At 38.6% G+C, this 16695-nt stretch carries 14 protein-coding genes; 8 read left to right on the top strand and 6 right to left on the bottom strand.

Annotated features, from left to right (window positions below):
* Window positions 1-606: 606 nt before the first annotated feature.
* The 5 genes from J7R12_RS04425 (at window position 607) to J7R12_RS04405 (ending at window position 6519) form a co-directional block, all read left to right on the top strand.
* Window positions 607-2097 carry a replicative DNA helicase gene (locus tag J7R12_RS04425; protein WP_126603013.1) on the top strand — a complete coding sequence of 497 codons (1491 nt, stop codon included), beginning with the start codon at window positions 607-609 and terminating at the stop codon, window positions 2095-2097.
* 6 nt (window positions 2098-2103) lie between these two features.
* A complete protein-coding gene (gene radA, locus J7R12_RS04420) occupies window positions 2104-3498 on the top strand; it encodes a DNA repair protein RadA (protein WP_126603011.1) in 1395 nt (464 codons plus the stop codon).
* 120 nt (window positions 3499-3618) lie between these two features.
* A complete protein-coding gene (locus J7R12_RS04415; RefSeq protein ID WP_126603009.1) occupies window positions 3619-4200 on the top strand; it encodes a CvpA family protein in 582 nt (193 codons plus the stop codon).
* Window positions 4201-4273: 73 nt separating this feature from the next.
* Complete coding sequence (gene purF / locus J7R12_RS04410; RefSeq protein WP_197721521.1) at window positions 4274-5767, top strand: amidophosphoribosyltransferase; 1494 nt, start codon at window positions 4274-4276, stop codon at window positions 5765-5767.
* Between the two features lie 2 nt (window positions 5768-5769).
* Window positions 5770-6519, top strand: coding sequence for an SDR family NAD(P)-dependent oxidoreductase (locus J7R12_RS04405; RefSeq protein WP_126604024.1), 750 nt, complete (start codon window positions 5770-5772; stop codon window positions 6517-6519).
* 78 nt (window positions 6520-6597) lie between these two features.
* Here J7R12_RS04405 and pssA read toward each other — a convergent pair whose 3' ends face one another.
* From pssA to cysS, 5 genes are all read right to left on the bottom strand, one after another.
* On the bottom strand, window positions 6598-7437 hold the full coding sequence (pssA, locus tag J7R12_RS04400) for a CDP-diacylglycerol--serine O-phosphatidyltransferase (protein ID WP_126603007.1): 840 nt from the start codon (window positions 7435-7437) through the stop codon (window positions 6598-6600).
* An 8-nt stretch (window positions 7438-7445) separates the two neighbouring features.
* Window positions 7446-8144, bottom strand: a complete 699-nt coding sequence (locus J7R12_RS04395; protein WP_126603005.1) for a phosphatidylserine decarboxylase — start codon at window positions 8142-8144, stop codon at window positions 7446-7448.
* Window positions 8145-8260: 116 nt separating this feature from the next.
* Complete coding sequence (locus J7R12_RS04390) at window positions 8261-10144, bottom strand: ABCB family ABC transporter ATP-binding protein/permease (RefSeq protein WP_126603004.1); 1884 nt, start codon at window positions 10142-10144, stop codon at window positions 8261-8263.
* Between the two features lie 115 nt (window positions 10145-10259).
* Window positions 10260-10931: a DUF421 domain-containing protein gene (locus J7R12_RS04385; RefSeq protein ID WP_126604023.1), complete on the bottom strand. Its 672-nt coding sequence runs from the start codon at window positions 10929-10931 to the stop codon at window positions 10260-10262.
* A gap of 44 nt (window positions 10932-10975) precedes the next feature.
* On the bottom strand, window positions 10976-12481 hold the full coding sequence (gene cysS, locus J7R12_RS04380; RefSeq protein WP_126603002.1) for a cysteine--tRNA ligase: 1506 nt from the start codon (window positions 12479-12481) through the stop codon (window positions 10976-10978).
* A 513-nt stretch (window positions 12482-12994) separates the two neighbouring features.
* Here cysS and J7R12_RS04375 point away from each other — a divergent pair.
* Window positions 12995-13363, top strand: a complete 369-nt coding sequence (locus tag J7R12_RS04375; RefSeq protein WP_126603000.1) for a TIGR02301 family protein — start codon at window positions 12995-12997, stop codon at window positions 13361-13363.
* 128 nt (window positions 13364-13491) lie between these two features.
* Here the strand turns inward: J7R12_RS04375 and J7R12_RS04370 are convergent, their stop codons facing one another.
* The gene (locus J7R12_RS04370) at window positions 13492-14820 is read right to left on the bottom strand and encodes a dihydroorotase (RefSeq protein ID WP_126602998.1); all 1329 of its coding nucleotides are present in this window, start codon (window positions 14818-14820) and stop codon (window positions 13492-13494) included.
* A 67-nt stretch (window positions 14821-14887) separates the two neighbouring features.
* On the opposite strand from J7R12_RS04370, the gene ygfZ reads away from it, so the two are divergent.
* Together ygfZ and J7R12_RS04360 are read left to right on the top strand one after the other, a co-directional pair.
* Window positions 14888-15751: a CAF17-like 4Fe-4S cluster assembly/insertion protein YgfZ gene (gene ygfZ, locus J7R12_RS04365; protein WP_126602996.1), complete on the top strand. Its 864-nt coding sequence runs from the start codon at window positions 14888-14890 to the stop codon at window positions 15749-15751.
* A gap of 3 nt (window positions 15752-15754) precedes the next feature.
* A complete protein-coding gene (locus J7R12_RS04360; protein WP_126602994.1) occupies window positions 15755-16375 on the top strand; it encodes a YfbR-like 5'-deoxynucleotidase in 621 nt (206 codons plus the stop codon).
* The last annotated feature ends 320 nt before the right edge of the window (window positions 16376-16695 follow it).

Here is a 16695-nt window from a genome sequence, read left to right as displayed (position 1 = left end):
TTTCTTTTTCCGTCGTTTAACAACATTGATATATTATGGAGCATTTAGCCTTTTAGGCTAAATGCTCCATTGTGTTGTCGTAAAAACTGAATTCTTATGGAAAGACCGTTTTCAGCGTAGTGTGTAAAGGAAATCACACAGTTTAGAAACACAGTTAGAAAAAACATTCCCATATGTTGTTTTATTAAAATAAAAACAATTTTTTAAGCCTCTGCTCTTCAAAAGAGTACACTTCGCATAAAGGGGGAAATTGATTACATCTCCCATCTCATTTGAAATCATTCAAATTATAATAAAGTAATTTTACTCACAACAATATTAAGAATCTAGCATCTCATCACATCAAAACACTGAAGATAGTGCATCGTGCTTTTTAGAACACCAAAAGTGCAATTTGGAAAATTTTTTTATTTAAAATAAAATATAAAGGAATAACTTGTATATAAACTATACACAGATGATAAACTAGAAATCAACGAGAACCTCAAAAATTAAAAGTGTGGTTTTAACTTAAAATGAAGATTTGGTCCTCTATTCCTTTTAGGTACAACGTTCGATCGATTTTCTAAAGTAGCTAAACGCGAAATTTGAGTGGAAAAAACTGTTATGGAAGAAACAAGCGTCGTTAATTTTAGCTCTTCACAAAAAGAAGATTCCCCTTCTTTCCAGCAACTTCCGCATAATATTGAAGCTGAACAAGCGTTGCTTGGTGCGCTTCTCATTAATAATGATGCTCATGATCGTGTTGCAGATTTTTTAAAACCAGATCATTTTTTTGAACCATTGCATCAAAAAATCTATGCTGTTTTATCTCACCTTATTGAAAAAGGAAAAGTTGCAGATCCGGTTACTATCAAGCCTTTTATTCCAGCTGATGAAAAAATTGGAGACATCAATGTATACACTTACGTTGTTCGTTTAGCAAAAGAAGCAGTAACAATTATTAATACCGAAGATTATGGACGAGTCATCTATGATCTTTTTATCCGACGATCCTTAATTAATCTTGGAACTCAAGTTGTCAATACAGCTTTTGATGCTCCTATAGAACTTACGCCATCCAAACAAATTGAAACTGTTGAACAGCATTTGTTTGAATTGGCAGAAAAGGGAAAATATGGAGGAGGATTTGAAAATTTCAATGAAGCTGTCAAAAAAGCTATCGATATGGCAAATGCTGCCAAAAAGCGTTCTTCACAGTTATCAGGGATAGCTACACATATTAAAACACTTGATGAAAAAATGGGAGGGTTACAAGCATCTGACCTCATTATTCTTGCTGGACGCCCTGGCATGGGGAAAACTTCACTTGCTACCAATATTGCTTTTAATATTGCCAATGCTTGTAATCGTGATTCTAAAACACAAGAAAATGAGGGTGGTATTGTTGGATTTTTCTCACTTGAAATGTCATCAGAACAGCTTGCAACACGTATTATTTCCGAACAAACAGAGGTTTCTTCTTCTGATATCCGCCGTGGAAATATCTCAGAAGAACAATTTGCAAAAATTATTCGTGCAATGAATCGCTTACAAAAAGCACCACTTTATATAGATCAAACGGGTGGTATATCAATCACGCAACTGGCTGCCCGTGCACGTCGTCTCAAAAGGCAACATGGTTTGGATGTTTTAATTATTGACTATATCCAGCTCATGACAAGCAATTCAAGACGTTCATCTGAAAATCGTGTTCAGGAAATTACAGAAATCACCACAGGATTAAAAGCATTAGCGAAAGAACTGAATATTCCTATCATTGCTCTTTCGCAGCTTTCGCGCCAAGTTGAAAACCGAGCAGATAAACGCCCACAACTCTCAGATTTACGTGAATCTGGTTCTATTGAGCAAGATGCCGACATCGTGCTTTTTGTCTATCGTGAAGAATATTATCTCAAAAATGAAGAACCAAAGATAGGCACTCTTGAACATGAAAAATGGCAAAATACAATGGACAAAGCTTTTGGGAAAGCTGACGTTATTGTTGCAAAACAACGCCATGGACCAACAGGAACTGTTCATCTTGCTTTTCAGTCTGATTTCACACGTTTTAGCGATCTAGCAGACAGTGATTATCTTCCAGAACAAATTGGGTAAATCACCATGGCACGCAGCCGCATTCAATTTATTTGCCAAAATTGTGGAACCATCCATTCACGTTGGGCTGGCAAATGTAGTTCTTGTGGAGAATGGAATTCTCTTATCGAAGAAAATGAAAATAGTGGCATTGGCAGTGGTCCTACACAAAATGTCCGTAAAGGACGTATTGTCGCACTCACATCTCTTTCTGGAGACCTTAAAGATGCTCCACGGATCCATTCTGGCATTGCTGAGCTTGATCGTGTTACCGGTGGGGGCTTTGTCCGTGGATCAGCATTACTTGTCGGTGGAGACCCAGGTATTGGAAAATCAACATTACTTACGCAAACAGCAGCTGCTTTATCGCGAAAAGGACATAATGTTATCTATGTTTCAGGCGAAGAAGCAGTTGCGCAAATCTGTTTACGTGCTCAAAGGCTTGGTGCAGCAAATACAGAGGTAAAACTCGCTGCTGAAACAAATGTTGAAGATATTCTTGCCACCTTAAATGAGCATAAAAACCTTGATCTGGTTATTATTGATTCCATTCAAACCCTATGGTCAGATACAGCCGATTCATCACCAGGAACTGTCACACAAGTGCGCATCGGGGCTCAAGCAATGATCCGTTTTGCAAAAAAAACAGGAGCAGCTGTCGTTCTTGTCGGACATGTTACAAAAGATGGACAAATTGCTGGTCCCCGTGTTGTTGAACATATGGTTGATGCTGTTCTTTATTTTGAAGGTGAAGGCGGACATCATTATCGAATCCTTAGAACTGTAAAAAACCGCTTCGGACCAACTGATGAAATTGGTGTTTTTGAAATGTCTGATAAGGGATTACGAGAAGTTATTAATCCATCTGAACTTTTTTTAGGTGAACGAAATGAAAAGGCACCAGGTGCGGCTGTTTTTGCAGGAATGGAAGGAACACGCCCCATATTAGTAGAAATTCAAGCGCTTGTTGCTCCCTCTTCCCTTGGAACACCACGACGAGCTGTTGTGGGATGGGATGGAAATCGCCTTTCAATGATTCTTGCTGTTCTAGAGGCTCATTGCGGTGTTCGCTTTGGACAACATGATGTCTATCTTAACGTTGCAGGTGGATATCGCATAACAGAGCCAGCAGCTGATTTAGCCGTTGCAGCAGCTTTGGTTTCTTCTCTCGCAAACATTCCTCTTCCAACGGATTATGTCTATTTTGGTGAAATTAGCCTTTCAGGAGCTACTCGCGCTGTTGCACATTCAGCACAACGCATCAATGAAGCAAAAAAACTTGGCTTTCAAGGCGCTTTTCAACCTATTACAACAAATGAAATGATGAAAACGCTCAATTTTCAACAAAAAACATTCTCTGACCTTCCTGAACTGGTTGCCGCTATTACTGCTGGTAGAAAACGGTCTGTACCACACGCGTGATAATATAGAAAAAACTCTACAAAATACAAAAGATCCCTGCTATAAGAATAAAAATAGCATAACTAGAAATGTGTGTATACTCACTAAAAAAACACAACTTTATGTATAAGGAACAAACAAATGATCATAACAGTCCTTGATGGAATTGTCGTAGCAATCATCCTGTTGTCCGCTTTTCTCGCTATGCTCCGAGGGTTTTCACGCGAGGTGCTATCGTTGGTTTCTTGGGCAATAGCAGCTGTTGCTACACTATTTTTATTCAAACCTTTCTTACCCTTCTTTGAGCAATATCTTTCTAATAAAATGATTGCATTGATAACAACATTGGTCACGATTTTTATTGTTGTTCTTATTATTACTTCAATCATTACCATGAAAATCTCTGATTTTATTATTGATAGTCGAATTGGTATTCTTGACCGCACTATCGGTTTTGTTTTTGGAGCACTCCGAGGGGTATTTATCATGGTCATTGGCATGCTCCTTATTAATGCGCTGATTAAACCCGAAAACCAAGCTAACTGGTTAAAAAATGCAACAACAAAACCCATATTAGATTCATGGGGACATAAGGTTTTAAAAATACTTCCTAAAAATCTCGATACTGTCCTCGAAAAAGCAGAAAAGATGTTTAAAAAAGACGACACTCATACACAGGATAACCACTCTCATGAAAAAGCAATTCGGCAAAATGGGGAATAATTTGTTATGGGAAAAAGTTCAAAATAACATGTGAAGGATGCGTAATCATTTTTCACATTACAACTGAAAGAATATGATGACAAAAGGCGATATTTCCTGTCAGGATTTTTCATTGGATGATGATACCCTTCATGAAGAATGTGGAGTTTTTGGTATTCTTGGTCATGAAGATGCAGCAACATTAACAGCTCTCGGACTCCATGCGCTTCAACATCGTGGGCAAGAAGCAGCTGGAATCGTTTCTTACCATAATAAAATGTTTCATCAAGAAAAGCATCTAGGTCTTGTGGGTGATCACTATACAAACCCCGCAACACTTGCCCGTTTACCGGGTAATCGCGCTATTGGACACACGCGTTACTCAACAACTGGAGAAATAGCATTACGAAACGTTCAGCCTCTTTTTGCCGAATTAAAAGCTGGAGGTATTGCTATTGCCCATAATGGCAATCTCACGAATGGTCTTACACTACGCCGCGAACTCATTGCTTCAGGCGCCATCTGTCAATCAACATCAGATTCAGAGGTTTTCCTCCATCTTATTGCCCGTTCACGTTATGAATCGTCATCTGATCGTTTTGTTGATGCTATTCGGAAAGTGGAAGGTGGATATGCCATGTTGGCGCTTACACGCACCAAGCTTATTGCTGCACGCGATCCAACAGGGATTAGACCTCTTGTAATGGGGGAACTTGACGGTAAACCAATCTTTTGTTCCGAAACCTGTGCTCTTGATATCATCGGAGCAAAATATGTTCGCGATGTTAAAAATGGGGAAATTATCATATGTGAAATCCAAAAAAATGGGGAAATTACTAAAAAAATCATAAATTCAGAGAATCAAAAACCAGAAAAACTTTGTCTTTTTGAATATGTCTATTTTGCACGTCCTGATTCAATTGTTGGAGGACGGAATGTTTATACGGTACGTAAAAATATGGGAATCCATTTGGCACAGGAAGCACCCTGTGAAGGTGATGTTGTGGTTCCTGTTCCTGATGGTGGAACACCCGCTGCAATTGGCTATGCGCAGGAAATTGGAATTCCCTTTGAGCTTGGAATTATTCGTAATCACTATGTTGGCCGTACTTTTATCGAACCAACACAACAAATTCGTGCTTTTGGAGTCAAATTAAAACATTCCGCAAATCGTTCTGTCATCAAAGGGAAACGTGTTATTCTGGTTGATGACTCCATTGTGCGTGGTACAACATCCCTCAAAATTGTACGCATGCTCCGTGATGCAGGCGCAAAAGAAGTTCATATGCGCATTTCTAGCCCTATGATTTTCTATCCTGATTTTTATGGCATTGATACACCTGAAGTTGAAAGCCTATTAGCTAATCAATATCCAGACTTAAAATCTATGTGCAATTTTGTTGGAGCTGACTCATTAGAATTTCTCTCAACGGATGGTCTCTATCTTGCTGTAGCAGGAGAAAAACGAAATAACGCTGATCCACAATTTACTGACCATTATTTTACCGGACACTATCCTACACATCTGGTTGATCAAGAAAGTATCCCCAAAATTCATCAATCCTCTGTTCTTAAAACAAGAGATTAATGATGACACAATTTGATTTTAGTCTCTCTGGTCGTGTTGCACTTGTTACCGGTGCCTCAAAAGGTATTGGCTACCATTTAGCGTTAGAGCTTGCGAAACGTGGTGCTCACATTATCGCCCTTGCACGAACAGTGAGTGGTCTTACTGAGCTTGACAACAAAATCCGAGAAAAAGGTGCATGTGCAACACTCGTCCCACTTGACTTACATCATATGGAAAACATTGATACTCTGAGTGTTTCAATTGCTAAACGCTGGAAAAAGCTCGACATTATGGTTGCAAGTGCAGGAATTCTTGGTATGCTCTCACCAGTAGCTCATATAGAGAACACAGTCTTTGAAGATGTTTTGCAAATAAACCTCATCAGCCAATGGCGCTTAATGAAAGCCGTAGAACCTTTATTACGTAAATCTGATGCTGGACGAGCGATTCTATTATCCTCAAGTGTTGCTCATGTTGCACGTGCTTTCTGGGGACCTTATGCAGCCTCTAAAGCGGCTTTAGAAATCATTGCTCGCTGCTGGGCAGAAGAACTCAAACAAACCCCTATCAAGATTAATTGTGTTGACCCCGGTGCAACACGGACTGCTATGCGAGCACAAGCCATGCCTAGTGAAGATCCTCAAACACTCCCTTCACCACAAGAAGTTGCAGCAAAGATAGCACATTTATCCTCACCTGATTTAAAAGAAACAGGAAAACTTTTTAACGTCCGTAAAAATCGGTTTACGGATTATCATGCACCTGACTGATTATAGAAAAAATAGAAATAACCAACCTAAATGGAAATTTTTCTCTGTTTCTACTCTTCTTTCCCAAACTATAAAACTCTATGATTCTTGGCACTTTTCAGCATTGGTTTTTTTTTCTTCCAAAATAGCGCGTTTATTATAGGCAATAACACTACAGGGGAGGAAAATCATATAGCAAACAGCTGTAACCAATAATGTATACCACGTATAAGTGGCAAGAAAACCTACATAAATAACAATACCCAGCATGCACGGTACAACGATATCACGCCTCAAATTTTGATCAATTGTTTTTGCATTCCATACTGGTAAACGGCTGACCAAAAGAAAAGCAATGACCACAGTATAAAGGCTAAAAAATAATGCCCAACTCCAACTTGGTACCAAACCAAGAGCTCCTAAATACATAGGTAATAAAAGCAGTAACGCCCCTGCTGGTGCTGGAACACCAACAAAATAATTCCCCTGCCATTTTGGTATGTCCTTGTTATCCAACATCACATTAAAACGCGCTAATCGCAAACAACAAGCAACACAATAGACAAGTGCCGCCACCCAACCGACTTGGTGTGCTTGTTCTAAAACAAAAGAATAAACAATAAGCGCAGGTGCGACACCAAAATTGACCACATCAGCAAGAGAATCCATCTGTGCTCCAAAAGATGAACTGCCATCCATCAAACGGGCGATACGGCCATCAGCACCATCTAGAATTGCTGCCAAAAGCACCATTAAAATAGCAGCCTCATAGCGATGCTCGAAAGCCAAACGAATACTGCTCATCCCTGCGCAAATTGCCAAAATAGTGATAATATTGGGAATAACATATCGCATCGGTGTAGGTGAACGCCACCGATTTGCGCCGTCATCCTGCTGCCCATCAGGATTAAATGAAGAAAAGAGTGAAAAAATTTTCATTGTTCATCCTAATCAAATCTAAAACCAGTTGTTTCACTCTGATCATCAAAAGAACCTAAAACCGTTTCTCCAGCAATTGCTGTTTGCCCAACTGCAACACGCATTTGCACTCCAGTTGGTATATAAATATCAAGGCGAGAACCAAAACGAATTAACCCAAATCGTTCTCCAGCAGTCACAGAATCATTTTCTTTTGACCAACAAACAATCCGGCGAGCGAGCAACCCAGCTATCTGCACCATACCAATTTTACCATGTTTGCTATCAATCACCATCCCATTACGTTCATTAAACTGACTCGCCTTATCAAGCTCAGCATTGGTAAAGCGCCCTGGGCGATAAACTATAGATTCTACTGTTCCACTTATGGGAATACGGTTGATGTGGCATGAAAAAATATCCATAAATACGGAAACACGGATCATTTCTTCTTGACCTAATCCCAATTCTTCAGGTGGAACACACGGTTCAACGAATGAGATACGCCCATCAGCCGGGGATATAACCAAATTTGAATTTAAAGGGACCACACGATCTGGATCACGGAAAAAATATATACACCATACAGTAAGAATGAGACCACACCAAAACAACGGATTCCACATCCAACCAAGAATGAGCGAAATAATAAAAAATGCCACAATAAAGGGATAACCCTCTTTATGAATCGACACAAAGCTATTATGGATAGATTGTAGAATACTCATATAATTTCCTATTCATAGTATAACCTTAACAAGGTATAAATTTTTTTGTTCCTTTTTGCCCTTTTGTGTACCTAATCAACCACCCCATATAAAGTTATAGATAACATTTGCACAGCTTATTTTTTACGATTAACAACGCCTATCTCATCTTCTTCACGCATTTTACGTAATTTCTCTTCAGCTTGCGATGCTTCAAGCTGCTTATTCCACATTGAAGCATAAAGACCTTTCTTCCGTAAAAGCTGTACATGCGTCCCGTTTTCAATAATACGGCCATTTTTAAGAACCAAAATTTCATCAGCATTGACAACAGTAGAAAGACGATGAGCAATGATCAATGTCGTACGCCCACGGCTTACGATATCCAGTGCTTGTTGAATTTCCTGTTCTGTTGCCGTATCTAGAGCCGCTGTTGCTTCATCCAGAATAAGAAGGGGAGGAGCTTTCAACAATGTCCGCGCAATAGCTACACGTTGTTTTTCACCACCTGATAATTTAAGTCCACGCTCACCTACCGTAGACTGAAAGCCTTCTGGAAGCATCTCAATAAATTTTGATATCTGTGCCATTTCAGCAGCTTTGCGCATCTCTTCCTCTGTAGCAGTTGGACGCCCATAGCAAATATTATATGCAATTGTATCGTTAAATAACACCGTATCCTGCGGTACCATACCGATAGCTTCACGTAAACTTTTTTGCGTTACATCACGGATATCTTGTCCATCAATTGTGATAGAACCTGCATCAACATCGTAAAAACGAAAAAGTAATCGAGAAATAGTTGACTTACCAGCACCTGATGGACCAACAATTGCAACTGTTTTGCCTCCAGGGACTTCAAAATTAATGTCTTTGAGAATTGGGCGAGCTGGATCATAGGAAAATTTTACCTGATGAAACCGAAGGGTACCGTCATGCACCACCAATGGTTTAGCATCTGATTTATCAACAATCTCCTGCTGAACGTCTAAAAGATCAAACATGGCTTCAATATCAGTTAATCCTTGTCGCACATCACGATAAATGGAACCAATAAAATTCAGCGGAATAGAGAGCTGTATTAAAAGCGCATTAATAAAAACAAAATCCCCCAAAGTTTGTGTATTATGAAAGACTTCGTAAGCTGACATTACCATCAGAATAGTCATTCCAATACCAAAAATAAGAGCCTGACCAAAATTAAGCCAGCTTAAGGATGTCCAAATTTTCGTTGCTGCTTTTTCATAATTTTCCATAGAAGAATCAAAGCGACGTGCTTCTAGAGTTTCATTACAAAAATATTTGACTGTTTCAAAATTCAAAAGAGAATCAACAGCACGCGTATTGGCTTCGGTATCTGCCATATTCATGTTCTGCCGAATACGAATGCGCCAATCACTTGCCTTAATTGTAAACCAAGTATATAGCCCCACCATGATGACAACTATGAATAAATAATGCCATCCATAGTTTATATAAAATACAAATGCTGTCAAAATAAATTCTAAAACCGTTGGTACTGTGTTCAGAATTGAAAATCGAACAATGGCTTCAATTCCTTTTGTCCCGCGCTCAATCACACGAGAAAGACCACCTGTTCGCCTTTCCAAATGAAATCGCAAAGATAATTCATGAACATGCATGAAGGTCTTATAAGCTAATTGGCGGATAGCATGTTGACCAACTGTTGCAAATAGAGAATCACGTAATTGATTTAATGCAGTTTGAACAATACGTGCAACATTATATGCCAAGACGAGCATAAGAGGAATGACGCAACTGGATGACGTCCACATAGAGAATTTAGAGCTTACATCAAGAGTATCCGTAGCATATTTAAAGAAATACGGTACAGATATGAGAAACAGCTTGGCTAAAACAAGATAAAATATCGCCCATAGAACACGCATTTTCAGATCGCGTCGATCTGTTGGCCACATATAAGGCCATAAATTGTAGAGTGTACGCAAAGTCTGCCCTGTATCTGACGATACGGTTTTTATCATTTCATTCTGTTTCATAAAGCACTTATTTCTTTATCATCCACTCAAAAGCACGATAATATCCCCTGTAGCCACTACAGTTTCTATCTACTTGCCATATGCTTCTTGTAAATATACGTATTAGCACTTAAAGTTAGACTGTTTTTGAAAAAGGGACAAGAAATAATCCACTATAAGGTTTATTATTTTGGTCTGTATTCTCATACCATTCTGCCGCAAATAAATTCTCAACCTTTGCACGTTTTTTTTTCAATTCTGCTTGAAGCCATGTCTTTGATTTGCCAATCTCTTTAAGACCTTTATCGAAAACTTCGCCATTTTGTACTAAAATAATGGACTTCTTACCTTCTTCCTTTTTAACAACAGAACAATCACCATTAGTTTCTAAATGAACAAAAGCAGCTTCATGTAAACTACAGCCTTTAATGCGCAACATTGTAATCAAATCATTGACGGTGATACCCAAATTCTTAATCTTATCTATTTGAAATATACCATCCAAAACTAATGCGACATTCTGTCCTGCAACAAGACGATGAAAAAAAACTGAATAGCGTGCAAAAAAATTAAGAGATGTAACCAAGGCTTGCCAAATACATAAAACAACCAATAATTGAACAATACTAATATTGGGATTATAAATCACCCCTCCAAGAATACCCCCCATTACAAAATTGCTAACCAAATCAACGGGTGTCATTTGACTAAGACTACCACGACCGGTTGTTCTTAAAATTAAGAGAAAGGCAACAAGACCTACAGCCAGCTTAAGTGCGACATATCCATAACTATACACAAATTCCATCATATTCTCCCTTTTCTATGAAAGCTGCTGGAGTAGGCAAATTATCATCGCTTTATTTCCCACACTGTTATACGCTCGCCAGTCTGTGGATCTTTTTCGTCTCTTAAAATAACCCCATCGGCTGCAAGCTCATCACGAATTGTATCCGCAGCTGCCCACTCTTTATTATGGATAAGTCGTGACCTTTCGGCAATACGTTGATCGATAAATTTTGAATCAAGAGAAGCTTTTCTCATAAATAATGGGCACTCTCCATCTCTAACCCACTCTTGGCGTAAGAGCCCAAATAAATTCATCCCATTTGCTAGCGCTACAGCATCGCTTCTTTTATAAAATTGTCGTAAAAGAGCAAAGGCATTCGGCGTGTTTAGATCATCACTTAATACGTTTATCAGAGAGTCATCAAGAATTTCATTCTCCTCCACATAAGCACTTTCTCTACGAAGCAATTCATACCAACGATACAGTTCGTTACTAGAGTGTACTAAACGCTGAGCTGTCCAATTTAACGGTTCACGATAATGCGTTTGTAACATCGAAAAACGTGCAGATAAACCCGCCCAATTTTGCTTCATTTCATTTGTTAAAACATCATTATAATCAAAAAAATCATTCTCTAAAACAGAACGAATAGTAATAAAATTGCCGAGGCTTTTAGACATCTTTTGGCCTTCAACCTGCAAAAAACCATTATGCATCCAAATATTAGCCATTCGCTCAGTTCCAAAAGCCGAACAACTTTGTGCAATCTCATTCTCATGATGAGGAAAAATCAAATCAAGTCCACCACCGTGAATATCAAAAATATTTGCTGTCGGATCAGCACAGCTTAAACCCCCGCCATAGGGTTCTAACAATTTTGCCATTGACATTGCAGAACATTCAATATGCCATCCTGGACGACCTAAAACAGGAATTCCTGCTGGTGATTTCCAACCTGGTTCCCCTTCCGCAGAAGGTTTCCATAAAACAAAATCCATTTCTTCTCTTTTATAAGTAGCAACATCAATACGCGCCCCCGCTCTCATCTCTTCTAAGGAGCGTTTTGCAAATGCCCCATAACGAGGATGTTTTTTTATGCTGCTTACAGAAAATAATATATGATTTTCTGCTATATAAGCGTGTCCTTTTTTAAGCAACCGTTCAATCAAAGAGCGCATCTCTTCTAAATGATCCGTTGCACGCGGTTGACTGGTTGGCAATAAACAACCAAGTGCTAGTGTATCTTGTTGAAATTGAGAATAGGTACGCTCCGTCAATCGGCGAATAGCTTCGTTAAGTGCTAGCTCTGGATATTCGTAAGCTGCTCGTGCATTAATTTTATCATCTACATCTGTAATATTACGGGCGTATATAACGTGATCTTTACCATAAATCTGACGCAATAAACGAAATAATATATCAAAAACAATGACTGGGCGTGCGTTACCTATATGGGCGTAATCGTAAACTGTTGGACCACAAACATAAAGACGTACTCTCGTTGCATCTATCGGTGTAAAAATTTCTTTTTTACGTGTCAGCGTGTTATAAAAACGCAACTCTTTCATATTATACTCCGTTAAATGATATTATTCGCCGCTTTTCAAAGTGAATTTTATTCAAAATCATTGCATTATGTGGCTTTAAGTTAAAACTTTCGTATATCTTATCTAAAATTCTCACAGTGAGCCTATCTCATTGAGTCTGTACCCATCATTTGTCAAAAAACAATCTACTCTATTGGATAGGATTAAAGCGGCCTATTAATAAAAACTCTATTTTTTTGATGAGAAAACCGCTCTAGAAGAAAATCTAGAACACGCTATACAGCGAAAATCATACGAAAAACAGATTGCATACAAAAATCTGAAATTTTTAACGACACAAAGCTTCGTCAAAATTTCAATATCTTCATGATGCTTTCCTTACTCCCTTTCATGCCCTAAATTTTATAACATGCCCGCTCTTGGTAATGATGTGCAAACCATTTTTGTCTTTACATTGTAACCTATATTCTATGACAAAGCCATTTTATCCGCGATTGTAATCTACAAAGCTTTATTAAAAAGGAACAATAAACAATGCGTAATCTGATAAAAATTGTTTTTTTTATATTTTTTTTAGCGTTAACATCAACTTTTGCGCAACAATCGCCACCCTATGAGACGAAATTACTACGACTATCAGAAATTTTGGGATCCCTCCATTACTTACAAAATCTTTGTAGTACTCCCACAAACCAATGGTATAACTACATGAGTGCACTGATTGAGGCAGAAAAACCCATGCCACAAAGACGTGCTTATTTTTATGAAGCATTTAATGAAGCGTACCGTGCTTTTTCAGAAAATTATCATCATTGTACACAATCAGCAATTGAAGCAAATCAAAGATATATTAAGGAAGGAAGAGCTTTATCTGAAAACCTTCTCACGCATTATAATAATTAATATTATAATAATTAACCTGTACAAAAATTCCTAAACCCTCAATATATTTTTATTTTCCTATGACAAAACCACAACAAGCGTCTTCTCACAGAGTAAGTCATTCCATAAACCCCATCTGTTTTATCTGGTTACACCAGAGCTTCTATAAATTTAACAGGTTCACCTTGCGAAGGGGTTACGATTTCGCCTTCCCACATAACACATATCCCTCGAATAATGGTTCCAACAGGCCAGCCCTTAACCTTTTTACCATCATAAGGTGTCCAACCTGCGCGTGAACCAATCAAAGCATCGGTAATAACTTCTTCTCGCTTAAGATCAACAATGGTCAAGTCAGCATCATATCCAACAGCAAGGCGCCCTTTACAGCTTATACCAAAAACACGACTAGGGCCATGTGACGTGAGATCGACAAAACGTTCAAGGGATATCTTTCCTGCATTTACATGTGTTAGCATAATTGCCGCTGTTGTTTGCACTCCTGTCATCCCTGAAGGTGATGCAGGATAAGATTTGCGCTTTTCTTCAAGCGTATGAGGAGCATGATCAGAACCTAACACATCAACAATACCCTGCTGAACACCATACCAGAGAGATTCACAGTGTCGACTTTCGCGAATTGGTGGATTCATTTGAATCAATGTACCAAAACGCTCATAATCATCAGAGGTTAAAGTCAAATGATGCTGCGTAACTTCAATTGTTGCAACATCCTTATGATGTTTTAAAAACTCAATTTCTTCTGCTGTAGAAAGATGTAACACGTGGATGCGCGACTTTGTTTCATGCGCAATTTTTACTAAACGTTGTGTACATTTCAATGCTGCAACCTCATCACGCCAAACTGGATGTGATGATGCATCCCCCTCGATACGCAACATTTTACGCTCTCTAAGCCTTGTCTCATCTTCAGAATGAAAAGCTGCACGACGGCGTGTATTCTGCAAAATAAGACGCACACTTTCATCATCATCCACCAAAAGATCACCAGTAGAAGACCCCATGAAAACTTTTATTCCAGCAGCACCAGGAAGTTTTTCTAACTCAGCCAATTCATGTACATTTTCACGTGTTCCTCCAACCCAAAATGCAAAATCACAATGCATCCGGTGAAATCCGCGTTTTACCTTATCATTCAAAGCTTCTTCCGTGGTGGTTAATGGATTGGTATTAGGCATTTCAAAAACTGCCGTAACTCCTCCTAACACCGCAGAATAAGAACCACTTTCCAAATCTTCTTTATGTTCATTGCCCGGCTCCCGAAAATGAACTTGGCTATCGATGATACCCGGTAAAATATGAAGCCCTGTACAATCAATAACCTCCCCAGCAGAGGCATATGCAAGATCGCCAATTTCAGCAATACGGCCATTTGTAATACCAATATCACGCTTGCTACTTCCATCATGATTTACAAGTGTTGCACCTTTAAAAATTGTATCAAATGTTTTAAACATAGCTGTACTCCTCTTACATATCCCCTCTTTGATCGATTATGTAACTTTGAGCAGAAAAGCAAGAACCATGATTGAAAAACAAAATACCATTCGCTTTAAAAACCGTAGCATTATTAAAGTTACAGGCGAAGAAGCAACAGATTTTCTGCAATCTCTCATCACTACAGACGTAAAAAAAATCGGCTTACAAGAAATTTTTCCTGGAGCCCTCTTATCTCCACAAGGAAAAGTTATTGCTGATTTTCTTATCGGGAAAATAGAAGACGGCTATCTAATCGATATTGTTGCCTCTTTAGCTGATACCCTTCAAAAGCGCCTTCTCCTTTACAAATTGCGCAGGAATGTGGAAATTACACAACCATTACAAGAAGTTGTTACAGTTTTTTTGAACACTGAAAGAACTTCCTCAGAGTATGATTCAACTTTTATTGATAAGCGCTTTCCACAAAAAGAAAAAATAATGCGAATCTATGGAAATATACCCCTTTTTGCTTCAGAAGATAAGCATCATTGGGATCGATTGCGTATCCGTTATGCAATCGCCGAAAGTGGTCAAGACTATGAAATAGGGAAAGTCTTTCCCCATGATATTAATTATGATCAAATTGGTGGATTAGCCTTTAATAAAGGCTGCTATATAGGGCAAGAAGTGGTTTCACGAATGCATCACCGTCGTGCGGCACGTCGCCGCATTTTAATCGTCAAAAGTCAGCATGAATTAACCTCAGGTTCCAACATTGAAGCAGAAACAAAAATACTTGGTTGTTTGGGAACATGTGTTGCAAATGAAGCTTTGGCTTTAATGCGGATTGACCATGTCAAAGATGCTGTGGACAGAGGTATTGCGTTGACAGTAAAAAATGCTTCTGTCACCATAAGCATTGCCGAAAATATGAACTTTACCTTTCCTGAAAACTCTGAGGAAACTTAATGCATGGCTAAAGCTGAATTATCAAAAAATGGAGAAGCTCGTGCTTGGCAAAGAATGCTTTCTGGTCGACGACTTGATCTGCTAAATCCTTCTCCTTTTGATGTTGAAATCGAAGATATTGCCCATGGGCTCGCCCGTGTTGCACGCTGGAACGGCCAAACACGAGGAGAGCATGCCTATTCTGTTGCACAGCATTCCCTTTTGGTAGAACAAATATTTCAGAAGCTTTTTCCGCAATCACGTAGCAATGAATGCCTATGTGCTCTTCTTCATGATGCACCAGAATATGTCATCGGTGATATGATTTCACCTTTTAAAGCTGTCATAGGAAAACAATATGAGCTTATCGAAAAACGTATACAAGATGCTATCCATATACGATTTTCTCTCCCCGTTTCCCCTTCTCAAAAGCTCTTAAAAAAAATCAAGCAAGCCGATCGTATCGCTGCATTTTACGAAGCAATTACACTTGCTGGCTTCAATACAGAAGAAGCTCTTCGCTATTTTGGTACTCCCAATAATATTTTACCTGACGATCTCGATTTGCAACCTACTTCTACACAACAAATTGAAAATGCCTTTTTAATCCGTTTTATTCACCTTGATACGCAAAGATCATCCTAACACTCTCCTTGCATACTTTACCCTTTATCGTTTTAGTGAAAAAATGCCTATATTAAATTATCGCCCTCTTCTCTTAATACCTTTTTGAATGCCATTATAAAAAGGATATCCTCCTTTCCTATTCTTCAACTTATAGATATTTGAATATTCTAAAACCTCTGCTGTTAGAATAACCTGCAGCTTAAAACCAACAAAAAGCGAAGAATATTTAAGTCCAAAGATTTTTATAAAATATACTCACAATAAGGTCCTCGTAATTCTATGTATTCATTGGTTTCCGATAATATCATTGCAATAGCATACAAAAAAATTATCGTTCA

Source organism: Bartonella vinsonii subsp. vinsonii, assembly GCF_902825235.1.
GTDB lineage: Bacteria > Pseudomonadota > Alphaproteobacteria > Rhizobiales > Rhizobiaceae > Bartonella > Bartonella vinsonii.
Note: the sequence above shows the minus strand (reverse complement) of the source record. Positions and strands in the feature narration are given on the sequence as shown.

Bases quoted from the DNA above. Each gene is read 5' to 3' on its own strand.
- ygfZ (WP_126602996.1), top strand. From the start codon at position 14,888: ATGATTGAAAAACAAAATACCATTCGCTTTAAAAACCGTAGCATTATT.
- radA (WP_126603011.1), top strand. From the start codon at position 2,104: ATGGCACGCAGCCGCATTCAATTTATTTGCCAAAATTGTGGAACCATC.
- J7R12_RS04385 (WP_126604023.1), bottom strand. From the start codon at position 10,931: ATGGAATTTGTGTATAGTTATGGATATGTCGCACTTAAGCTGGCTGTA.
- J7R12_RS04405 (WP_126604024.1), top strand. From the start codon at position 5,770: ATGACACAATTTGATTTTAGTCTCTCTGGTCGTGTTGCACTTGTTACC.
- cysS (WP_126603002.1), bottom strand. From the start codon at position 12,481: ATGAAAGAGTTGCGTTTTTATAACACGCTGACACGTAAAAAAGAAATT.
- J7R12_RS04375 (WP_126603000.1), top strand. From the start codon at position 12,995: ATGCGTAATCTGATAAAAATTGTTTTTTTTATATTTTTTTTAGCGTTA.
- pssA (WP_126603007.1), bottom strand. From the start codon at position 7,437: ATGAAAATTTTTTCACTCTTTTCTTCATTTAATCCTGATGGGCAGCAG.
- J7R12_RS04415 (WP_126603009.1), top strand. From the start codon at position 3,619: ATGATCATAACAGTCCTTGATGGAATTGTCGTAGCAATCATCCTGTTG.
- J7R12_RS04390 (WP_126603004.1), bottom strand. From the start codon at position 10,144: ATGAAACAGAATGAAATGATAAAAACCGTATCGTCAGATACAGGGCAG.
- J7R12_RS04395 (WP_126603005.1), bottom strand. From the start codon at position 8,144: ATGAGTATTCTACAATCTATCCATAATAGCTTTGTGTCGATTCATAAA.
- J7R12_RS04360 (WP_126602994.1), top strand. From the start codon at position 15,755: ATGGCTAAAGCTGAATTATCAAAAAATGGAGAAGCTCGTGCTTGGCAA.
- J7R12_RS04425 (WP_126603013.1), top strand. From the start codon at position 607: ATGGAAGAAACAAGCGTCGTTAATTTTAGCTCTTCACAAAAAGAAGAT.
- purF (WP_197721521.1), top strand. From the start codon at position 4,274: ATGATGACAAAAGGCGATATTTCCTGTCAGGATTTTTCATTGGATGAT.
- J7R12_RS04370 (WP_126602998.1), bottom strand. From the start codon at position 14,820: ATGTTTAAAACATTTGATACAATTTTTAAAGGTGCAACACTTGTAAAT.